Genomic DNA, 20,483 nt, shown 5'->3' with positions numbered 1-20,483 from the left:
ACTGAACGACTTGAAACCTTTCATTAATTTGAAAGGTTTTTTTTATAATAAAAAGAATAAAAGTGTTTTTTATCGATTTTATTTGCATTTTAACGATTATATGACTTATATTTACTGCGTCACAAATCAAACAAATACCGATGAAATCAAAACTTTTACTATTACTTCTCTTGCTTGGATTTAGCCAATTGCAAGCCCAATTGGATACACAGAAACGATTTCAATCTGATACCCGCAAATATTATGTTTGGAATGCCGATTTTCAAAAATACGAATTAGTAGAAACGGAATACGAACATTCGATCATCGATATACGTGAAATTGGCTCCAAAACCAACGGCTATATCGTAATCAGTATGGTGGATAACGGACAAGTTCGCATGCACCATGGTTCGATTTACAACTTCACTAAAGACAGTGAAAACGAAGGCGCTTGGTCGATACAATCAAAATTCATGCGTGCCCGATTGATTTACAATCCGAAAGAAAACACCATGACTTATATGTATGACAGCAACGACAAGCGCTACAAAAAGCTGATGGTCTTTACAGTCGCACCGGATGAATTACCCGACGCTAACTTAAAAAGTGTCGTAAAAATGGACTAAATTTCTTTTTGACAAAATGCTTTCCTCAAAGCTACGGGATAATTACCTTTGTCAAAAATTACAGTCATGTCAAACATATATTTGGGATATCATTTTACCGTTGAACCGAAAGAACTAGGTTCTGAAATCTTAATCGCCGAATTAGGCGAAAAACCGTTCGAGAGTTTCATTGAAACCGAAGATGGTTTTAGTGCTTACATTCAGAAAGATTTGTGGACGGAAGATATTTTAGAAGATATATACTTGCTGACTTCCCCCGAATTTAAAATTTCTTATACCATAGAAGAAATCGACCAAGTGAATTGGAACGAAGAATGGGAAAAGAACTTCGAACCGATTGATGTGGACGGCAAATGCCACGTACGCGCTCCGTTTCACGCCAAAACCGATGCCGAATTCGATATTGTAATCGAACCGAAAATGAGTTTCGGAACCGGTCACCACGAAACCACGCACATGATGATCCAACATTTATTGGAAACTGATGTAGCCGGAATGAAAACACTCGACATGGGTTGCGGAACAGCCATCTTAGCCATCTTAGCCGAAATGAAAGGCGCTAAACCTATTGATGCTATCGACATTGACAATTGGTGTTATTTGAATTCTATTGAAAATGCAGAACGCAATCATTGCAAAGAAATCACCGTTTACGAAGGTGACGCCGCTATGTTAAAAGGCAAAAAATACGACTTAATCATCGCCAATATCAATCGCAATATCTTATTAAACGATATGCAACAATACGTGGATTGTTTGAACAAAGACGGCATCTTGTTATTAAGTGGTTTTTACACCGAAGACATTCCGTTTATCGACGCCAGTTGCACGGAAAAAGGACTAACTTTTGTAAAGCAATTCGAAAGAAACAATTGGGTTTCTTTGAAATACCGTTATTAATAACACGATCAAGTTTAGTCAATCGAACCCGAAACCATAAACTCGAAAGCGGAAAAATGAGCACGATAGAAAAAATACAAGAAGACGTTTTAGTCGAAGAACAAATCGGAACCAACAACGAAATTGTATTGTACAACGACGATGTAAATACTTTCGACCACGTGATTGATACGTTAATTCGCGTATGCCAACACACCTCCGAACAAGCCGAGCAATGCGCTATCTTGGTGCATTATAAAGGGAAATGTACGGTAAAAACCGGTCCTTTCGACGAGTTAAAACCACAGTGTACACAATTGTTAGAAGCCGGTTTAAGTGCGGAAATCGTGTGATTGCTGATTGCTGATTGCTGATTTTTGATTTTTGATTTCAGAAGTCTAAAATCAGCAATCTTAAATCTTCATTCTTCATTCTTAAATCTTCATTCTTAAATCTTCATTCTTTATGCTTCCAATCAAATTCGTCGTTGTCTTTGATGATAGCGCCAATTTCCACGCGCACAACATCACCAAACTCGGCTTGTAAAATCAACCAGTTGCTTTCGTTGAAATGATTTTCGAAAGAATCAAAATCCTCCGTTGACCACGATTTAAAAGGCAAGTCAGATTTAAGCGTTTCAATATTCTTACCAATCACTTTATTTCCTAAAACCGTACTATCCGGATGGGAACAAGCCATATAACCTAACCTAAAATCTTCATCTTCATAGAAAGTCAGACTCAACTTTTTGGCATTGTACAAATACAGCACATTGCCGTCTTCATCTTTGAATTGTTTCGAAGGCTTACCGTAAAGCGCTTCCACATGGTTTTGCTTCATTCCGAATAGCAGTTGGTCGATACCGTTTTTAGGATTAATTATCATAATTCTAGTTAATTTGAATAAGATGAACGATTAAGATAATGCGTTAAATATTATGAAGAAATTCGACGCATTTAACTATTTTTACACGACAAAAATACAATTTATATGGGACTTTTTTCAGCACTTATGGGCAATGCCGGACAAGCCAGTTCGGAAGATTTACTAAAGCAATACAGCCAGTTATTATTAGACGACGAAAAAATTGAAATGGGCTTCAAACTCATACGCGATGTTTTCATCTTTACCAACAAAAGATTGATTTTGGTCGAAAAACAAGGACTAACCGGAAGCAAAATTGAATACAAATCCATCGCTTACAAAGCCATCAGCCGATTTAGTGTTGAGACCGCCGGTACCTTCGACTTAGAAGCGGAATTGAAAATCTGGGTTTCCAGCGAACAAAACCCAAGCATCACCAAACAATTTACCAAATCGGTTAATGTGTATGAAGTTCAGAAGGTTTTGGCCTATTACGTACTCTAAACCGATTAATATTCAAACACCCCAAACTCACTTTGAATAGTGAGTTTTTTGTTTTCGGACGCTTCCACTCTACCCACAATTCTGGCTTCAACACCAAAAGATTCCGAAATCGAAATGATGTCGTTCGCAATTTCTTCCGGCACGTATAATTCCATACGATGGCCACAATTGAACACTTGGTACATCTCTTTCCAATCGGTTTTGGAATTTTCCTGGATGAGTTTGAACAAAGGCGGTACCGGAAATAAATTATCTTTAATCACATGTACGTTGTCTACAAAATGTAACACTTTCGTTTGCGCACCGCCGGAACAATGTACCATACCGTGGATGTCTTTTGAAGAGTAGTTGGACAAAATAGCTTTGATAATCGGAGCGTATGTTCGGGTTGGCGACAACACTAATTTTCCGGCATCAATTGGAGAATCTTGTACGGTATCAGTCAATTTAGTTTGGCCGGAATACACCAATTCGTTTGGCACTGCAGCATCAAAACTCTCGGGATATTTTTCGGCTAAATAGTTAGCAAAAACATCATGTCTGGCCGAAGTCAAACCGTTACTGCCCATTCCGCCGTTATAACTCTTTTCGTATTTCGCCAGACCGAAAGAAGCCAAACCTACAATCACATCGCCGGGTTGGATATTCGCATTATCGATCACATCATTGCGTTTCATTCGAGCCGTTACGGTAGAATCGACTATAATGGTTCGCACTAAATCGCCCACATCAGCCGTTTCGCCTCCTGTAGAATGAATGGTAACACCGAAAGATTTCAATTCGGCTATCAACTCTTCCGTTCCGTTGATGATGGCAGAAATCACTTCGGCCGGAATCAAATTTTTATTTCTTCCGATGGTGGAAGACAGTAAAATATTATCGGTTGCTCCCACACACAATAAATCGTCGATATTCATGATTAAAGCATCTTGAGCAATGCCTTTCCACACCGAAATATCGCCGGTTTCTTTCCAATACAGATAAGCCAACGAGGATTTGGTTCCGGCACCGTCGGCATGCATGATCAAGCAATAGTCGTTGTCGTTGGTCAAATAATCGGGAACAATTTTACAAAAAGCCTTCGGAAATAAACCTTTATCGATGTTTTTGATGGCGTTGTGCACATCTTCTTTAGAAGCGGAAACGCCACGTTGGTTGTAGCGTTGACTGTTATCAGAACTCATGTTGTGTTGTTAGTTGTTGTGTCGCAAAGGTAAGAGTAATGAAGTAAAATCACAATGCGAAAAAGAAACAATTTGGAAATGTTACCATTGGATTAATTCTCCAAAATCAAAATTTCTACCCTTCGGTTTTCATCGGCTTCGGTTTCGTTGCGTTCCGGGATTTTATGTATAGGACGAGACACACCGAATCCTTTAAATTTCATGCGCTTTCTATCGATACCGTTACGCAACAAATAACTGTAAACGGCGCGAGCTCTTGCGGTAGAAACATCGTTTACATCAACTACGGTTTGGCAACAAATATGGCCTTGAATTTCGATTTTTAACTTCGAATTTTCTTGCAAGATGCAGAGCAAATCGTATAGCACGGTTTCCGATTTCGGTACAACACGCGCAGAATTGTTAAAGAAATAAAGATTGGGCAAAGCTATAGTTTCTCCGGCTTTGGCATTTTTGACCTTTTGCGACAATTCGCTTTCAGTAATTTTAGGAGGAATTTCTGTGTAGAAAATAGTCACACGTCGGTTTTCAGCTTGAACAACAGCTTGCTTAAAGTCCTTTCCGTAAGCCACTTGTTGCAAGGTTTGGCTGAATGGAAGACCGCTCTTTTCCAATAAGATTTTGACATTGGCTATGCGGCGTTCCGCTAAATGTTTGTTGTAATCTTTAGTGTCGATACTGTCGCAAAAGCCTAACAATTGGGTGATTTCAATTGCCTTATGATTGGCAATCCATTCGTTTAAAGCTAGTATCGAATTTTGATTGGGGAAATCTTTATTGAAATCGAAAAATACGTCAAACTGCTTTTGAGTAAATCCCAAAACAGACCAAAAAAACAATACTATGACGCATTTGATTTTCATATTAATTTTCGACAATCAGAATTTCCACTCGGCGATTAGCGGCGCGTTCCACCTCGTTTTTTTCCGGTAGCGGATAAATGGGTTGCGTGCTTCCGAAGCCTTTGTAAGACAAGCGTGCGCGATAAACATCGTTGGTGATTAAAAAGTTGTAAATCGCTTTGGCTCTTTGCGTAGACAAATCGGTTCGGTCGACCGGCATACAACACAAATGGCCTTGGATTTCAATTTTGAGCTGCGGATTATTTTGCAACACCAACAACAGTTCATATAATTTGCCTCGAGATTCCGGTACAATAGCAAAAGTATTGATGACAAAATTAAGATTGTCAATTTTCAGCTTTTCTCCGGATTTAGTATTGCCAACCAGCTTCATAAACGCGCGGTCTAACTTGTACTCGGTTTTGGTACCATTGGGATTTTCGAAGACCAATTTTTCGGGATATTCAATTTCGGGTTTGGATTCTTCAACAATAGGGGTTTCTTTTTTTAAGCCGAGAATCTCTTCTTCTCTGGGAATGTCTTTTTCTAAGATGTAGAAGATTGTTACCCTACGGTTTTCGGCTTTATTGGCCGACTGCTTGAATTTTTCGCCCAAGCTTAAGGTTTTAAAATCGGCTCTGATTTGGATTTGGTCTTTGACTTTGTTGAAAATAAAATCGACTCTTTTTTGGGCTAAAGTATCGTTGAATCCGCTGGTGCCATCTTCATCGGTAAAACCGTGTATGGCAACAATTTTGTTGTTACTGTTAGCCAAAAGCCATTGGTTAAGTCGATTTTCTTCTTTTTTAGTCAGCTCAAATCTATTACTGTCGAAATACAAACTCACCTGCTCTTGAGAAAAGACGGCAGTAAAATAAAACAGTAAAGCAAAAGTAAGGCAATGACGTAACATGAGTAGTTATTTAATAGTATAACGAAGTTACGGCATTTTTTATATAAAAACACCCGACATTTTATTAAACGTCGGGTGTAATTTGAAAGTAAAACTATGCTTATCGTGTAAACAACAATTCTCTGTATTTGGTTAACGTCCAAACTTCATCGTCTACTAACAACTCTAATTTGTCGCAATGTTCTCTGATGATTTCAAAGTATGGTTTCACTTTATCGCAGTAAGCTTCGGCCATTTTTTGTGCATCGGTTAAAGCGTTGGCTTTTTTACGAGCTTCAGTCATGGCTTCTACATTAGAGTTGATGCCTTCAATGTGAGCCGAAATTTCTTTGATTAAGAAGATTTGCTCTTTGGCAATTTTCTCAAAATCTTTACCGAAGATTTCTTTCAAACCGCGTACGTTTTCGATTAAAGTATTTTGGTAACGAATAGCTGTTGGAATCACGTGGTTACGAGCAATATCGCCTAATACTCGACCTTCAATTTGGATTTTCTTAGTGTATTCTTCCAATTCGATTTCGTAACGCGCTTCCACTTCAACGTGGTTCATTACGTTCAAATCATGGAATAATTCCAAGGCTTTTTTAGATACTTTAGCTTTCAACGCAGCCGGAGTGGTTTTGTGATTGCTCAAGCCTCTTTTCTTAGCTTCTTTTTCCCAAGCGTCGCTATAACCATCGCCTTCGAAAAGGATATTTTTAGTTTGCTTGATGTATTCTCTCAACACATTGAAGATGGCTTCGTCTTTTTTCAAACCTTTAGTATCGATCAATGCATCTACTTCTTTTTTGAATTCTTTTAATTGTTTGGCCACAATGGAATTCAAAGTAGTCATGGCATTGGCACAGTTAGCCGAAGAACCTACAGCGCGGAATTCAAATTTGTTTCCGGTGAAAGCAAATGGTGACGTTCTGTTTCTGTCGGTGTTGTCCAACATAACATCCGGAATTTTACCTACAACGTTCAATTTCAAATCCGTTTTTTCTTCCGGAGATAATTTACCTTTAGAAACGCCTTCCAATTCAGCCAAGACTTTAGTCAATTGTTCTCCGATGAAAACAGAGATAATTGCCGGTGGTGCTTCATTGGCGCCCAATCGGTGATCGTTACTGGCAGTAGCGATAGAAGCTCTTAATAACTCTTCATACTCATTAACCGCTTTAATCGTATTGATAAAGAAAGACAAGAATTGCAAATTACTCATAGGCGTTTTGCTTGGAGACAATAAATTTACTCCGGTATCGGTAGCCAAAGACCAGTTGTTGTGTTTTCCTGAACCGTTTACTCCTTTGAACGGTTTTTCGTGGAATAACACTTTAAAATCGTGACGCTCGCCCACTTTAGACATTACGTCCATCAATAATGAGTTGTGATCAACCGCCAAGTTGGTTTCTTCGAAAATCGGAGCCAACTCAAATTGGTTTGGTGCCACTTCATTGTGACGGGTTTTTACCGGTATGCCTAACAACATACACTCTTCTTCCAATTCGCGCATATAGTTTAAAGCTCGTGACGGAATAGAACCGAAGTAATGATCATCTAATTGTTGTCCTTTAGCAGAAGTATGGCCTAACAAGGTTCTTCCGGTTAACAATAAATCGGGTCTTGAGTTAGCCAAAGAACTGTCAACCAAGAAATATTCTTGCTCCCATCCTAAAGTGGCGGTAACTTTTTTAACGTTTTTATCAAAATATTTACAAACTTCAGTTGCTGCCTCATCTACAGCATTTAAAGCGCGCAACAAAGGTGTTTTGTAATCTAAAGCCTCACCGGTGTAAGAAATAAATACCGTTGGGATACACAAAGTAGTTCCGAAGATAAAAGCCGGAGAGGTTGGATCCCAAGCAGTATAACCACGAGCTTCAAAAGTATTTCTGATACCACCATTCGGGAAAGAAGAGGCATCCGGTTCTTGTTGAACCAATTGGCCTCCACCAAATTTCTCAACCGGATCAGAACCATCGTAAGAAGTTTCAAAGAAAGCATCGTGTTTTTCAGCGGTAGTTCCAGTTAACGGTTGAAACCAGTGTGTGTAATGGGTAACGCCTTTAGTCAAAGCCCATTCTTTCATTCCCATAGCAATATAATCCGCCAACTTTCTGTCGATTTTAGTACCGTGCTGGATGGCATCTTTTACTCCTTTGTAAGCATCGGCAGTTAAGTACTGCTTCATGGCTTTATCATTGAATACATTAGAACCGAAAAGCGCCGATTTTTTATCGGCTTCTTCAAATTTTACCGGTTTTCTGCTCGAGGCATCTTTTAAGGCTTGAAAACGCAAAGTTGACATAAAAAGTGATTTTAAATGATTATACCCTTATTAATTTATTGCAAATATAGCAATATTTTGATTTCAAAATAAGGATACCCTATTTTTTTTAGGGGTATTTTAAAAATAAAATATAATAACCAAAATCAACAGCACCCAGACTTGTTGTTATTATTTAATATCTTTTCACAAGGCAAAATCCTATATTTGCATTACCTTTAAATATAGCATCATGACTGTTTGGATTGTTTTTTTAGCACTGATTTTTTTGTTCTTAGCCTTAGACTTAGGTGTTTTCAACAAAAACCCTCATATCATTAAACCTAAAGAAGCCGGAATCTGGACCGGAATCTGGGTTTCCTTATCTTTTATATTTAGTATAGTTGTAGGTTGGATTTATAAAAACGGACTAATAGACAATCCGACGGACATCACTCCATCAGTGGCTTCCATGAAGTTCATCACCGGTTATTTGATAGAACTATCCTTGAGCGTCGACAATATTTTTGTGATTGCCGTGATTTTTGCTTCTTTTAAAATTCCACAAAAATACCAACATCGCGTACTGTTTTGGGGCATTTTAGGTGCCATAGTCTTCCGAGGATTGATGATTTTCTTCGGTGTAATTCTGATTAACAAATTCAGTTGGATGACCTATTTATTTGGTGCGTTTTTGATATTCACCGCTTTCAAGATGTTGTTCAAAGGCGATGAAGAAGAATTCAATCCGAAAAAATCTTTTGTTTACAGAAACCTGCGCAAAATAATGCCTATCACCAGTCATGCCGATGGCGAGCATTTCTTTGTAAAACGCAAACACATTACTGCGGCAACGCCTTTGTTTGTGGCATTGATTGTGATTGAAGTGATGGATATGTTGTTTGCTTTAGACAGCGTTCCGGCTATTTTAGCCATTACTTCGGATCCGTTTTTGGTATTCAGTTCCAACATCTTTGCCATTTTAGGATTGCGTTCGATGTATTTCTTTTTGGCCAATATGTTAGAAAAATTCAGCTATCTGGAATACAGTTTGATTGCCATACTGACTTTTGTCGGAATCAAAATGCTTATCATTCATTACTACAAATTCCCGGAATGGGTTTCGCTAGGCTTTATCGCTTTATCACTTGCTGCCGGCATCTTGGTTTCAATCAGCAGAAAAGACAAAGAATAGTTTATTGGTAAATCCACATTAAAACGGGTTGGGCAGAACCTTTTAGTATTGGATCGATGATTTTCATATTGGCATTAGAAATGGTAGGACAACCCCAACCTTCAGGCGTGCCGTTTGGATACACTTCCTTGTCGGACACTTTTTCCCAAGAATGAAAAACGATATAACGCGATTGTGCATTGCTATTGGTTTCTTCCAAGCCATGCAAAACGTATTTAACGTTGATTCCCCAATCGCTCCAAGCCCTTTGCCCAATTTTATATTTTCCCATAGAAGAGCAATGACTACCGTCTTTATTGCTGAAAGTCGGATCGTCCTTTGACCAAGTTTGACTCCACGGATAATTACAACAACCGTGACCAACAAGCATTTGTCGAGTAATCTTATTTTGTTTGAAATCGTACACAAAAAAACGATTCAATCCCGAGTGAATACTCATGTCAATTAGTATACAAAAATCTTGGTTGAAGTTGTTTTTACGACAAAAAGTAAAAGCCTCCTTAGCCTTTTCATCGGTTTTGGAAACATCGACTTTAGGTTTGTGTTCACTTTTATACTTATGGTTGATACTATTGTAGCCGTAAGCAACAACCACTGCTATTAGCAACAGAAGAAAAATCTTTTTTTTCAAGAGTTGTTTTTTTTATGTATAACGCAACAGTTTGGTTTATAGTATAAAAGACATACAATAATTTAGGCTGGGGGATTTTCATCAAAATTCACCATCCAGTTGATGCCGAATTTATCTTTTAACATCCCGAAATAAGCACCCCAAAAAGTTTGTGTCATGGGCATGAAGGCATTTCCGCCTGCTGCTAATCCATTGTAAATGCTATCGGCTTCTGCCTTACTCGATGTATTAACCGAAACAGAAATATTGGTTCCGATAATCGCATCACCGCTAGCAGATGTACTGTCGCTTCCCATAATAACAGTATTCCCAATCGGTAAAGATACGTGCATAATTCTATTGGCTTCATCCTCGGAAATCGGAGGACAATTGTCATCGGCCGGCATATCTTTGAATCTGCCTAAATATGGAAATTCACCTCCAAAAACGGATTGGTAAAAAAGAAATGCTTCTTCACAATTTCCGTTGAAAATTAAATAAGGATTTACTTGAGTCATTGTATTTTAAAAAATTATAATTAGACATTTTCACAAAACCACCTAAGGAATATTGCTCAACTGAAAATTTTGATAAAAATCATTTTAAACACTTGAAAATCGGAACAAATGACCTCACCTCAATGTCAATTTGAAACTTAAATTAAAGCTATTCTTTGTTGTATAAACTAAAGGTACAAAAATGATTTTAACGAATCACTCGTTTGAGCTGTTTTTCGATAACCGTGTTAATCTCCGGAGACAAATTGGCTTTGTAAACTAAACCAACATAAACCAATGAAACTAAAACCGATTTCAATCCGATATTAACAATGGGATGAAAAGAAAAATCCCAAAAATAGAAAAGGAAGAAACAAACCAACCCGATGACAAACGCATGAATAGTATTGACTGTAAAAGGGAATAATTTCATTCTCAAAACCACAAATAGTAATTTGGCAATACTATATAAAGTGATAGAAATCAAAGTAGCGATTGCAGCGCCTTTAATATAGTACAACGGAATAAATATGGCGTTAAGAGTTATGGCAAAAAAACCTAACAGCAATCCCAAAAACAAAACGGCTCTATAGTATTTAGAATTGAAAATGATGGCATTATTATTTCCTAAAATCAAATCGAAATACTTAGAAAATCCAAGTACAAAAACCACAAAAACACCTTCTTTGTAATTGCCCGGCAGTAACAAATAGACCTGATTAAGATTCACCAAAATCCCAACAAACACTAAACCTCCAACAATTTGCAACGTAATCGAAGTCTTTTTATACAAGTCGTTTAATTCCTCATGTTTGCCTTGAGTCATCAGTTTGGCCGTAATAGGATAGGTAATTTGGTGCATTGCTCGACTCGGCACCGCAATCACAGTAGCCATAAATCCCGCGACAGAGTAATAGGCAATCTTTTCAATCTCCAAGTATTGATTCAACATGGTTTTATCGATGTCAATCAACATATTGGCCACACTACCGGATAAAATAATAAAAGCCGAATAGGTAAAAATCGCTTTAGCATTCCTGGGTATTTTAAAACTGAAAACAATTTTTTTGACATTATTGGCATATCCAAACATCAAAAGCATACTAATCAAATAAGCAATCATTGTAGCAGTGATAAATTGTTCTACCGAGATAACATTAAAATACACGCCGAAAAGGAAGATGGAAATTAATATTCTTAGCCCGACTTCCTTCAAGAAATTGCCATAAACCGATTGTAAATGCACCTTTACCCAAGCGTAAAATATCTCGAAATAGGCCATACATATTCCTATGATCGGAATTTGCCAAATGTAATCGTAAACGATGTCATTTTTTGTTGCCGAAAAAGCAGCAATAGCATCATAAAAGCAAAAACCAAGAATAAAAATCGGGACTATCGCCAGCATAGGAAGCAACAACACAAAACTTAAAAAGGAAACTTGCTCTTGCTCGGATTTGTGCTCTGAGAAGAATTTAACCAAGGTATTGTGTACTCCAAAAGCCATTAACGGAAAAATAACATTGGCCGAAGACAACAAATAACTCGTTAATCCATAAAACTTATCCCCTAAAAAATGCGGATACATGAACAAGGTATTGGCCGCACCAATCGCAAACCCAATATAGGTAATGATGGTGTTTTTGATGGACTGGTTGACAACGATACCCATTTTGAGTTAGGAGTTTGGTGTTACGAGTTTGGAGAGTTGTTCGGTTAAACTCTTGCGGGAGTATTGCTGTAACCCAACCGCATGAACTTTCAAATTATTCGCTTTATAGTCTTGGTAGTATTTCAAAAGTAGTGCTTTTAGTTTTTCTTTCTCGTCATACGTAAAGAAAACGCCGGTATTGGTTGAAGTAATAATTTCGGCAAAATCTGAATCTTCCGGACCAATCGCTATTATTGGTCTTTCCGAAACCATATATTCGAAAACTTTCCCCGGAATAATGCTTTTAGTGTCTTCGGAATCAATTTCAATCAACAATAAAACCTGAGACTTTCTTTGATGCGCTACAGCTTCCTGGTGTGATACATAGCCCAAATTCAGTACAAAATCATTGAGTTTAAATTCGGCTATCGTATCTAAAACTTCCTGACTCACGGCTCCGAGTAACTTCAACTGAAAATCAGCCGCAAAATCCTGATTCTCCTTGGTCAATTCCTTCAAAGCTTTCCACAAAATTCTCGGATTACGCTCCGACAAAAAAGAACCGATATGAGCTATCGTAAACTTTTCATCCAAAGGTTGTTTGGTCACTTGCTCCACATCATAACCATTGGCAATTACGGCTATCGGTTTAGAAGTTATGGCTTCAAATTCGGCTTTAGTAGTTTTGCTAGTTACGATAATGGTATCGGCAGTATTGAGCACTTGATGTTCTAAAGCCTTATGTTTTGTTTCGGCATAAGACGACAATTTCAAGGCTTTGTGATACCCAATAGTCGTCCACGGATCTCTGAAATCAGCTAACCAAGTCACACCTAACTCTTGCTTCAGTTGTAAACCAATGAGATGCAAACTGTGCGGCGGACCGGAAGTCACTATAGTATCTATATTGTTTTCCTGAAGGTACTTTTTCAAATACTTCACCGAAGGTTTCACCCACAAAAATCGGGCATCCGGTATAAAAATATTCCCGCGCACCCAAAGTAGCGCTTTTTCTAAAAACGACTGTTTCTTTTGATTGGGTATAATTCCGGAACTGATTTTCTTGGTTTTATTTTTACCAAAAAAAGAAGCCAATCCGTAAGGTTCAAAGATTTTATGCTTCAAAATGACAGCCTTCTCCGAAACTTCGCTTTCCAAACCACGGTCAATAATGGGATAGGTCGGATTCTCCGGAATATAAACGATAGGTTGAACATTAAAATCAGGCAAGTATTTCACAAACTTCAACCAACGTTGCACGCCAGGTCCGCCGGCCGGTGGCCAGTAATACGTGATGATGAGAAGTTTTTTGGGAGCCGACATTATGCTGCTTTCTTTCCTTTTTGTTCAAAATAAACCACACCAACTATTGCCAAAATCATCAAAATCGAACTGACTAAAGCGATGGTACTTCCTGTTTTTACCACTTGTGGCTCAAAGGTAAACTCAATGGTGTGTTTCCCTTTCGGAATGGCCAAACCACGCAACACATAATCCACACGATGAATGTCAACTTCTTTGCCGTCGATAGTAGCTTTCCATCCGTTATAGAAATTTTCGGAAAAAACCGCAAAACCATCTTGGGTATTGTTAGAGGTATATTTAATGGTATTAGGCAGGTGTTCTTCCAATTTTAAAGTCGCCAAACTGTCTTTTGCGAATCTGGCCGGCAGGGCCAATTTCCCTTCCTCTGTACCACTTACTGTGGCCACGTTTTTGGTATCGATTTTACCCAGAACCTTCATTTCCTCATCGGCTGAATTGACTGTTTTCAACTCGGATACAAACCAAGCATTACCGTTAATGAAAGGATTGGTTACCGCTACGCTTTCGCCGTCATTGGTTTGCAACAACAAGTATTTGATATTTAAGGCATTCATAATAGGAATGCTTTTCTTTAACGTCATGGTTTGCGGGTCGATAATTTTACCTAAATCATTCAATTGTCTGTCGATATGATACTCAAACAACTGCTCGTAACGGCGCGGTCGAACAGCACTGTAACCGCCAACAGATTTGTGGAAATAAGATGTTCTCCCTTGCAATCTGCCCTGAATTTCGTAGACTCTGAAAACAGAATTGTCTTTTAGTATTTGATTATCGGCGTCTGTTGGTTCGAAAGGTTGATCGATTTCGCGAGCGCTTCGGAATTGCTTACCATCGTTGCTTACATAATTCTTATCGATGAAGAACAAATCGCCAACCATAAAAATCCCGATAACAATAACCGCTGTAGTTTGCGCCAATTTGCCTTTCAAATAAAACCACAACAATCCGAATGTAACCACCATAAAAAAGCCGGAACGCAACAAATCGGTTTTAAACAAATCCATACGGTCTTCTTTCAAAGCATCGATAAAACCCTGTCCGAAGGTTTTGTCTTGACCTTGGCTCAACATATCGGCAATTTGACCGTCTAAAGCGCCCGAGAATGAGAAAGCGCCTTTGCAGATAAAAATCAGTACTACCAATCCGATGGAAGTAGCGGCAGTGTACAACAATGATTTCTTTTGATTTTCGGAATTTTTAAAAAACGATTGCAAGCCCATGATGGCCAAAACCGGTATACACAACTCTAAAATAACTTGAATGGATGAAACCGCTCTGAACTTGTCATACATCGGCACATAATCGATGAAGAAATCGGTCAAAGCCGAGAAATTTTTTCCCCAAGACAATAATAAGGAAATGATGGCGCCCGCTAAAAAGGCATACTTAATTTTGCGCTTATCGTGAAATAACGCCAAGACACACAAAAAGAAAACAATGGCTCCAATATAGGCCGGCGCAGCCACTATAGGTTGATCACCCCAATAGGTTGGCGCGTAATTTTCGGTAAACGTTTGAGCTTCGGTTTCGTTAGCTCCGTAAGACAACATATAATTGTAAACGTGTGAATCAGTACCTAATTTTTCACTATTACCGCCACCATACAAGCGAGGCGCGATTAAGTTCAAACTTTCACCTACACCGTAACTGTATTCTGTGATATAGTCTTTCGACATCGAAGCCGTTTCAGTGTTTTTAGAACCATCGGGATTAAAAGTCAACTCGCTTTTACCGCGCATACTAAAATCGGAATACTCTTTAGTAGCCATCAACCCGGAGGCATTGGCACCAAGAGCTAAAAGAACTGCTGCTACAAAGGTTCCGGCGATTTTGGGTAAAGATTTCAATTCGTTTTCTTGTACCAACTTGTATAAAAAATACACGGCTAAAACCAACAACAAAATCAGCAAATAATACGTCATTTGAAAGTGGTTGGCATTGATTTCGAGTGCTGTAGCCAACATGGTCAACAAGCCACCGTGCAAATATCTTCGCTTGAAAACCAAAATAAAACCGGCCACAACTAGTGGCATATAAGCGATAGCGTGGGCTTTAGCATTGTGCCCTACGCCTAAAATGATAATCAGATAAGTGGAAAAACCAAAAGCCAAAGCTCCGAAAAAAGCTTTCAGCGGATCGACTCTAAACACCAATAACAAACCGTAGAACCCTAAAAAATATAAGAACAAATAATCGGCCGGACGTGGTAAAAACCGGAGTGCGTCGTCTAATTTCCCAATAAAATCATTAGGGTAATTGGCGCCTAATTGATAGGTTGGCATACCCCCGAAAGCGGCATTGGTCCAAAAAGGCTCAGTATCAAACTCGGCTCGGAAGTCGTTTTGCTCTTTGGCCATACCAGTATACTGAACGATATCGGATTGGTAGATTTTTTTGCCTTGTAAAACCGGGTAAAAATAGAGTAAGGAAATAAGAATAAAACCAAAAATGGCTAAAAAATGAGGGTAAAACTTTTGAAGTTGTTTCATGCTTTTGGGTTAGGTTTTCAAGTGAAATTACTTAATTTCTTCGAAATCGATGTACTCACCAACAATTTTCTTTTCTTTAGGCTTTTCATTTTTGGAAGCCTGAGCTTGTTGCTGTTGTTGGTACTGCTGTTGCTGTTCTTGAAATTGTTGGGTCGCTTTTTCTACTACTTTCTTGGCTACCACCGGTAAAAATAATCGCGCCAAGAACTTAAATATGTAGTAGAAAGCTAAAATATAAAGTAATGTTTTTAACAATCCGCTAAAAGAGGCCGTATCCATGTTGTAAAATAATTTTTGTCAAAAATACTAAATTCCTTGTTGTAAAATTCGCTTCAGCCTCTTAAATAAATGATAAATTGTATTACTTTTGGGAGACCTTATTCACTTGAAAACCGATGTTATGCTTAAGATAAAAAACTTCAGAGTACTGTTTATTACACTACTCTCTTCTACTGCATTTGCACAGTACACCGATCTTATCAATTCCAACAGACCCGGAAAATCGATGTCGGCTTTCTCTGTTGGAAAAACCGTAATTCAAGCTGAAGGTGGTATTTACGGGATTCAGGAAAAACACGACTTATTGCGATACGAAGCCAACGGATTCGGTACGGAATTAAGTGTGCGATACGGAGCATTTTTTGATCAATTTGAGTTCAATTTAGAAAGCCAATACCAATACGATTGGTACAAAGCACCTTTGGTGAACGATACCCGCGGTGGTTTCAAGCAAATGACATTCGGAGCCAAATACTTGGTTTTTGATCCGTTTTTAAAACTGAAAGATGACAAGCCTAATGTATACAGTTGGAAAGCCAATCACAAATTCAGTTGGAAACAATTCATCCCGGCAGTGGCCGTTTATGCCGGATTTAACCTAAACTTAGGCACCAATCCGTTTTCGTTCGAAAGCGATCCTACTATTAGTCCGAAATTGATGCTAATCACCCAAAATCAATTTGGCACCAAATGGGTTTTTGTGACTAATATTATCGCCGACAAATACATGACTGATTATCCGAGTTTGGGTGTTATAGCAACCTTAACCCGTGGCTTTAATATGCGCTGGTCCGGTTTTGTTGAAATGCAAGGTTACAAAAGCGATTATTATGCCGACAATGTTTTCCGTTTCGGTGCCGCCTATTTGGTTAGAGAAAACATCCAATTGGACGCTTCTATTGCTAAAAACATCAAAGATACACCGGCCATATTATACGGTGGTGTTGGTTTGTCTTGGCGATTCGACAGCAACTACGAAACCAATTACACTCGCATAAAAAACGAGAAAAAAGACGATAAGAAGAAAGATAAAAAATCGAAACGAGACAAAGGTAAAAAACGCAAAGACGAAGTTGAATTAGAAAAAGCACCATAATGATTACTGTAAAAGAAGCCAATACCAAAGCCCTTCTCAAAGACTATGTTAAATTTCCGTTTTCATTATATCAGCATCATCCTTATTGGGTTCCGCCATTAATAAGTGACGAGTTAGAAACCTTCGATAAAACTAAAAATCCGGCTTTTACTTCGGCAGAAGCTTACTTTTATTTGGCCTACAGAGACAGTAAAGTAGTTGGTCGAATTGCGGCCATTATCAATTGGGACGAAGTAAATCAACAACACAAAAAGAAAGTTCGATTTGGTTGGTGGGATGTGATAGACGATATAGAAGTGACCAAAGCCTTGTTAGAAAAAGTATACGAACTGGGCAGAAAAAATCATTTAGAATACGTAGAAGGCCCGATGGGCTTTTCCAATTTGGATAAAGTAGGCGTGCTTACAGAAGGCTACGACGAATTAGGCTCAATGATTACTTGGTATAATTTCCCATACTATAAGGAGCATTTGGAACAACTGGGTTATGTAAAAGAAAAAGAATACCTGGAAAGCAAATTTCCGTTTTCGAATGTGAAGCCAGAGTTCTTCTTTAAAGCACAAGAACTGATAAAAAAGCGCTATGAATTGAAAGCGGTGAACTTTAAAAACACCAAAGACATCATGCCTTACGTTGATGAAATGTTTGACTTATTCAATACCAGTTATGCTAATCTTTCTTCATTTGTGGCCATAACCGACATACAAAAAGAATACTTTAAGAAGAAATACATTGGTTTCATCAATCCGGAATACATCAAATTCGTTTTAGATAAAAATGATAGAATTGTAGCCTTCAGTATTGTAATGCCAAGCTTTTCAGAAGCCCTAAAAAAAGCCAACGGTAAACTTTTCCCTTTTGGGTTTTACCATTTATTAAAAGCCAAAAAGGAGAGCAAAGAAGTACTTTTCTACCTTATTGGAGTTGATCCGGAATACCAAAGTAAAGGAGTTACCGCTATTATTTTTAATGAATACTATAACACCTTTAAAGAAAAAGGCATTCAAAATTGCATTCGAACACCGGAATTAGAAGACAATCATGCCATTCAAAACCTCTGGAAGCACTTCGATCCTGTCACTTTCAGGAGAAGAAGAACCTATCGTATTAATCTTTAAAATAGAATCCCTTTATCAAAAAGGGATTTTTTATTTATAGCATTATCTAAAAACCATTAATCGGCTAAAAAATGCAAGTCATCGGATAAAAAGTGTTGTTCATAGAAAAGTTATGACATTTTTAACATTTATAGCCAAATCTGCATAATTTTATCAAACCAAATAAATCTACACTATTAATTATTAGAATTTTAAATATTAGACTCCTTGTTTTTTATTTAGATTTTTGTAATTAAAAAACTACCAAATTGAACCTATTCATGATGTGGTATTATCTAAAAAATACTAAACATTATGAAAAAAAGTACATTACTGAATCTCTCTTCTAATCGAGACTATGTTTTGATTAGAAAAGAAAATGGTTTTAAGATGGACTTTAGTGGAGAAAGATATTTTTCCACTTTGTCAGATTCTGAGAAGATCGGACAAACCAAGAAAAAGGGTATGCTGAATATTCTTTTATTGTTGTTTGTGTTCCTCTTTACCAACTTTTTGTTTGCACAAGCGCCCGCTTGTAATTTGTCCGGACCTTTAAAAGCTAAGCCTCATCTGGGTAAGGTCCTAAAAAACCCTCTCAAGTTTAGTGCGGAAGTCATTAACGACAAACCCAACACTATCTACAATTGGAGTTTTAAAACGAACAACACGGAAGCCAAATTAGTTTCCAGAAACGGTGTCAAAACAATAAGTGTTGATCCCGGAGAAAATGTTGGGAGTTTTACTATTCAACTGACTGTTACTAACGTTAATGCCAATGGGCGAAACGAGAGTTGTACCTGTACACAATCAGTATCAGTCTATAAAGGTTGATCGAATCCTAAACAATAAATAAAAACATTCAATTATGAATTTAAATTTACACAACAATAACTTGAAAGAGGATGGTTGTTGTTTCCAATCTAAAAATAAAGGTTGGAAAAGCAACTTAACTACTTTTGTGCTGTTTGTGGCCATTTTGTTTACAAATGCCATTTATGCAGCTACTCCAACAGTATCCTCCTTTTTCCCGGCCTCAGGGGCTCAGGGTCAAGTTGTAACGATTATTGGTGCCAATTTTACCGGTACCACTGCCGTTTCATTTGGTCTGACTCCGGCTGCTTCATTTACGGTTGTAAATGATAATACCATTTCGGCTGTAGTAGGTGCTGGCTCTACCGGATCTGTAAGGGTTACTAACCCATCCGGATTTGGACAAAAATCCGGATTCACTTTCTTCCCGGCGCCATCCTGTAACTTATCAGGTATATTAAAAGCCTGTTTAGCCGATGGCAATATTGCCATTACGACTACTGTACAATTTAGTACAGGAGAACCAACATTAAATTATAGTTTCCCGGCAGGTCTTCAAAATACTACGGGTGCTTCTATCGTTTCAACAGGCCCATTTATTTATGATCCTGTAAATGACTTGGGAACGCAAACTACTATAATCAATCCGGGTACTTCCGGTGGTCAAATTCTTTACCAATTAAATGTTTTAAACGATGGTGGAGAATGTACTTGTAGTAAATCCATAACGATAATCGATTTAGGTTTAGAAGCTTACTTCAATCCTATTACATGTTACGGAGGTACAACTGATTTATTCGTTGATGCTACCTCAAGTGGCTCATCTAAATACACTTTTACACTTCAACCCGGTAATGTCGTTATCGGACCTCAATCTAATCCTTCTGTAGAATTTCAAAATATTGCGGCAGGAAATTATACTGTTACCGTTGTAGACAATAACGGATGCTCTAAGCAAACCGAGGTTACTATTACCCAACCTCCTTTAAATCCTGTTGTTTTAAATTGTCCCGAAAATAAAACTGAGACCTCATGTAAAACACAAGAGGAAATCAATACTTCATTTGCTGCTTGGTTAGGATCATTCAGTTACACCGGTGGTACAAACCCGGTTTTAACAACTCTTCCTGCTACACCAACAGCTCCATCAACTTGTTCTTCCGGTAATGGAAATAGCGTTCAAGTTACATGGACGGTTACTGATGATTGTGGGCAACCTCAAACTTGTACAAGAACATTTACCGTTACTCCTTCTACTCCTGTTAATGTTCAAGGCCCTGAGAGTGTAACTGCTAGTGCTTGTGACTATGCCAATCAAGCTGCTGTTGATACAGCGTTTGCTGCTTGGGTAGCACAATTCCAAACTATCAATGATGGTTGTGATGCTT

The 20,483-nt window shown here is 38.1% G+C and carries 20 protein-coding genes; 9 read left to right on the top strand and 11 right to left on the bottom strand.

Annotated features, from left to right (window positions below; genetic code table 11):
- The first annotated feature begins 140 nt into the window (after positions 1 to 140).
- The 3 genes from SK086_RS11760 (at position 141) to SK086_RS11750 (ending at position 1,840) form a co-directional block, all read left to right on the top strand.
- Complete coding sequence (locus tag SK086_RS11760) at positions 141 to 608, top strand: hypothetical protein (RefSeq protein WP_290874855.1); 468 nt, start codon at positions 141 to 143, stop codon at positions 606 to 608.
- Positions 609 to 674: 66 nt separating this feature from the next.
- The gene (gene prmA, locus SK086_RS11755; RefSeq protein ID WP_324691869.1) at positions 675 to 1,508 is read left to right on the top strand and encodes a 50S ribosomal protein L11 methyltransferase; all 834 of its coding nucleotides are present in this window, start codon (positions 675 to 677) and stop codon (positions 1,506 to 1,508) included.
- A 56-nt stretch (positions 1,509 to 1,564) separates the two neighbouring features.
- A complete protein-coding gene (locus tag SK086_RS11750; protein ID WP_290874861.1) occupies positions 1,565 to 1,840 on the top strand; it encodes an ATP-dependent Clp protease adaptor ClpS in 276 nt (91 codons plus the stop codon).
- Between the two features lie 103 nt (positions 1,841 to 1,943).
- Here SK086_RS11750 and SK086_RS11745 read toward each other — a convergent pair whose 3' ends face one another.
- Positions 1,944 to 2,372: a hypothetical protein gene (locus SK086_RS11745; protein WP_324691868.1), complete on the bottom strand. Its 429-nt coding sequence runs from the start codon at positions 2,370 to 2,372 to the stop codon at positions 1,944 to 1,946.
- A gap of 105 nt (positions 2,373 to 2,477) precedes the next feature.
- Here SK086_RS11745 and SK086_RS11740 point away from each other — a divergent pair, with 105 nt between their 5' ends.
- On the top strand, positions 2,478 to 2,855 hold the full coding sequence (locus tag SK086_RS11740; RefSeq protein ID WP_324691866.1) for a PH domain-containing protein: 378 nt from the start codon (positions 2,478 to 2,480) through the stop codon (positions 2,853 to 2,855).
- 5 nt (positions 2,856 to 2,860) lie between these two features.
- Here the strand turns inward: SK086_RS11740 and SK086_RS11735 are convergent, their stop codons facing one another.
- The 4 genes from SK086_RS11735 to SK086_RS11720 all read right to left on the bottom strand — a co-directional run bounded on the left by SK086_RS11735 (position 2,861) and on the right by SK086_RS11720 (position 8,084).
- Positions 2,861 to 4,039, bottom strand: coding sequence for an AIR synthase related protein (locus SK086_RS11735; RefSeq protein WP_324691865.1), 1,179 nt, complete (start codon positions 4,037 to 4,039; stop codon positions 2,861 to 2,863).
- A gap of 92 nt (positions 4,040 to 4,131) precedes the next feature.
- Positions 4,132 to 4,902, bottom strand: coding sequence for an OmpA family protein (locus SK086_RS11730; protein WP_324691864.1), 771 nt, complete (start codon positions 4,900 to 4,902; stop codon positions 4,132 to 4,134).
- Between the two features lies 1 nt (position 4,903).
- Complete coding sequence (locus SK086_RS11725) at positions 4,904 to 5,794, bottom strand: OmpA family protein (protein WP_324691863.1); 891 nt, start codon at positions 5,792 to 5,794, stop codon at positions 4,904 to 4,906.
- Between the two features lie 100 nt (positions 5,795 to 5,894).
- On the bottom strand, positions 5,895 to 8,084 hold the full coding sequence (locus tag SK086_RS11720; protein WP_324691862.1) for a glutamine synthetase III family protein: 2,190 nt from the start codon (positions 8,082 to 8,084) through the stop codon (positions 5,895 to 5,897).
- Between the two features lie 211 nt (positions 8,085 to 8,295).
- On the opposite strand from SK086_RS11720, the gene SK086_RS11715 reads away from it, so the two are divergent.
- A complete protein-coding gene (locus tag SK086_RS11715) occupies positions 8,296 to 9,237 on the top strand; it encodes a TerC family protein (RefSeq protein WP_324691861.1) in 942 nt (313 codons plus the stop codon).
- Position 9,238: 1 nt separating this feature from the next.
- Here the strand turns inward: SK086_RS11715 and SK086_RS11710 are convergent, their stop codons facing one another.
- The 6 genes from SK086_RS11710 to SK086_RS11685 all read right to left on the bottom strand — a co-directional run bounded on the left by SK086_RS11710 (position 9,239) and on the right by SK086_RS11685 (position 16,092).
- Complete coding sequence (locus SK086_RS11710; RefSeq protein WP_324691860.1) at positions 9,239 to 9,868, bottom strand: murein L,D-transpeptidase catalytic domain-containing protein; 630 nt, start codon at positions 9,866 to 9,868, stop codon at positions 9,239 to 9,241.
- A 62-nt stretch (positions 9,869 to 9,930) separates the two neighbouring features.
- Positions 9,931 to 10,365 (bottom strand): VOC family protein, encoded by a 435-nt coding sequence (locus tag SK086_RS11705; RefSeq protein WP_324691859.1) that lies wholly within the window; start codon positions 10,363 to 10,365, stop codon positions 9,931 to 9,933.
- Positions 10,366 to 10,552: 187 nt separating this feature from the next.
- Positions 10,553 to 12,016: a lipopolysaccharide biosynthesis protein gene (locus SK086_RS11700; RefSeq protein ID WP_324691858.1), complete on the bottom strand. Its 1,464-nt coding sequence runs from the start codon at positions 12,014 to 12,016 to the stop codon at positions 10,553 to 10,555.
- Positions 12,017 to 12,022: 6 nt separating this feature from the next.
- On the bottom strand, positions 12,023 to 13,318 hold the full coding sequence (locus SK086_RS11695) for a glycosyltransferase family 4 protein (protein WP_324691856.1): 1,296 nt from the start codon (positions 13,316 to 13,318) through the stop codon (positions 12,023 to 12,025).
- Positions 13,318 to 15,813, bottom strand: a complete 2,496-nt coding sequence (locus SK086_RS11690) for a YfhO family protein (RefSeq protein WP_324691854.1) — start codon at positions 15,811 to 15,813, stop codon at positions 13,318 to 13,320. The genes SK086_RS11695 and SK086_RS11690 overlap by 1 nt, the downstream gene beginning before the upstream one ends.
- 27 nt (positions 15,814 to 15,840) lie before the next feature.
- Positions 15,841 to 16,092 (bottom strand): DUF4834 domain-containing protein, encoded by a 252-nt coding sequence (locus tag SK086_RS11685; protein WP_290875881.1) that lies wholly within the window; start codon positions 16,090 to 16,092, stop codon positions 15,841 to 15,843.
- Between the two features lie 121 nt (positions 16,093 to 16,213).
- On the opposite strand from SK086_RS11685, the gene SK086_RS11680 reads away from it, so the two are divergent.
- From SK086_RS11680 to SK086_RS11665, 4 genes are all read left to right on the top strand, one after another.
- Positions 16,214 to 17,188 carry a transporter gene (locus tag SK086_RS11680; RefSeq protein ID WP_290875883.1) on the top strand — a complete coding sequence of 325 codons (975 nt, stop codon included), beginning with the start codon at positions 16,214 to 16,216 and terminating at the stop codon, positions 17,186 to 17,188.
- A complete protein-coding gene (locus tag SK086_RS11675; protein ID WP_290875885.1) occupies positions 17,188 to 18,306 on the top strand; it encodes a GTP cyclohydrolase in 1,119 nt (372 codons plus the stop codon). The genes SK086_RS11680 and SK086_RS11675 overlap by 1 nt, the downstream gene beginning before the upstream one ends.
- Positions 18,307 to 18,600: 294 nt before the next feature.
- Positions 18,601 to 19,116 (top strand): hypothetical protein, encoded by a 516-nt coding sequence (locus SK086_RS11670; protein WP_324691851.1) that lies wholly within the window; start codon positions 18,601 to 18,603, stop codon positions 19,114 to 19,116.
- A 34-nt stretch (positions 19,117 to 19,150) separates the two neighbouring features.
- Positions 19,151 to 20,483, top strand: a 1,333-nt coding sequence (locus SK086_RS11665; protein ID WP_324691849.1) for an IPT/TIG domain-containing protein, incomplete at its 3' end; no start/stop codon positions are given.

This window comes from Flavobacterium cheonhonense, from assembly GCF_035671315.1.
GTDB lineage: Bacteria > Bacteroidota > Bacteroidia > Flavobacteriales > Flavobacteriaceae > Flavobacterium > Flavobacterium cheonhonense.
This window is presented reverse-complemented; position numbering and strand designations above follow the sequence as displayed.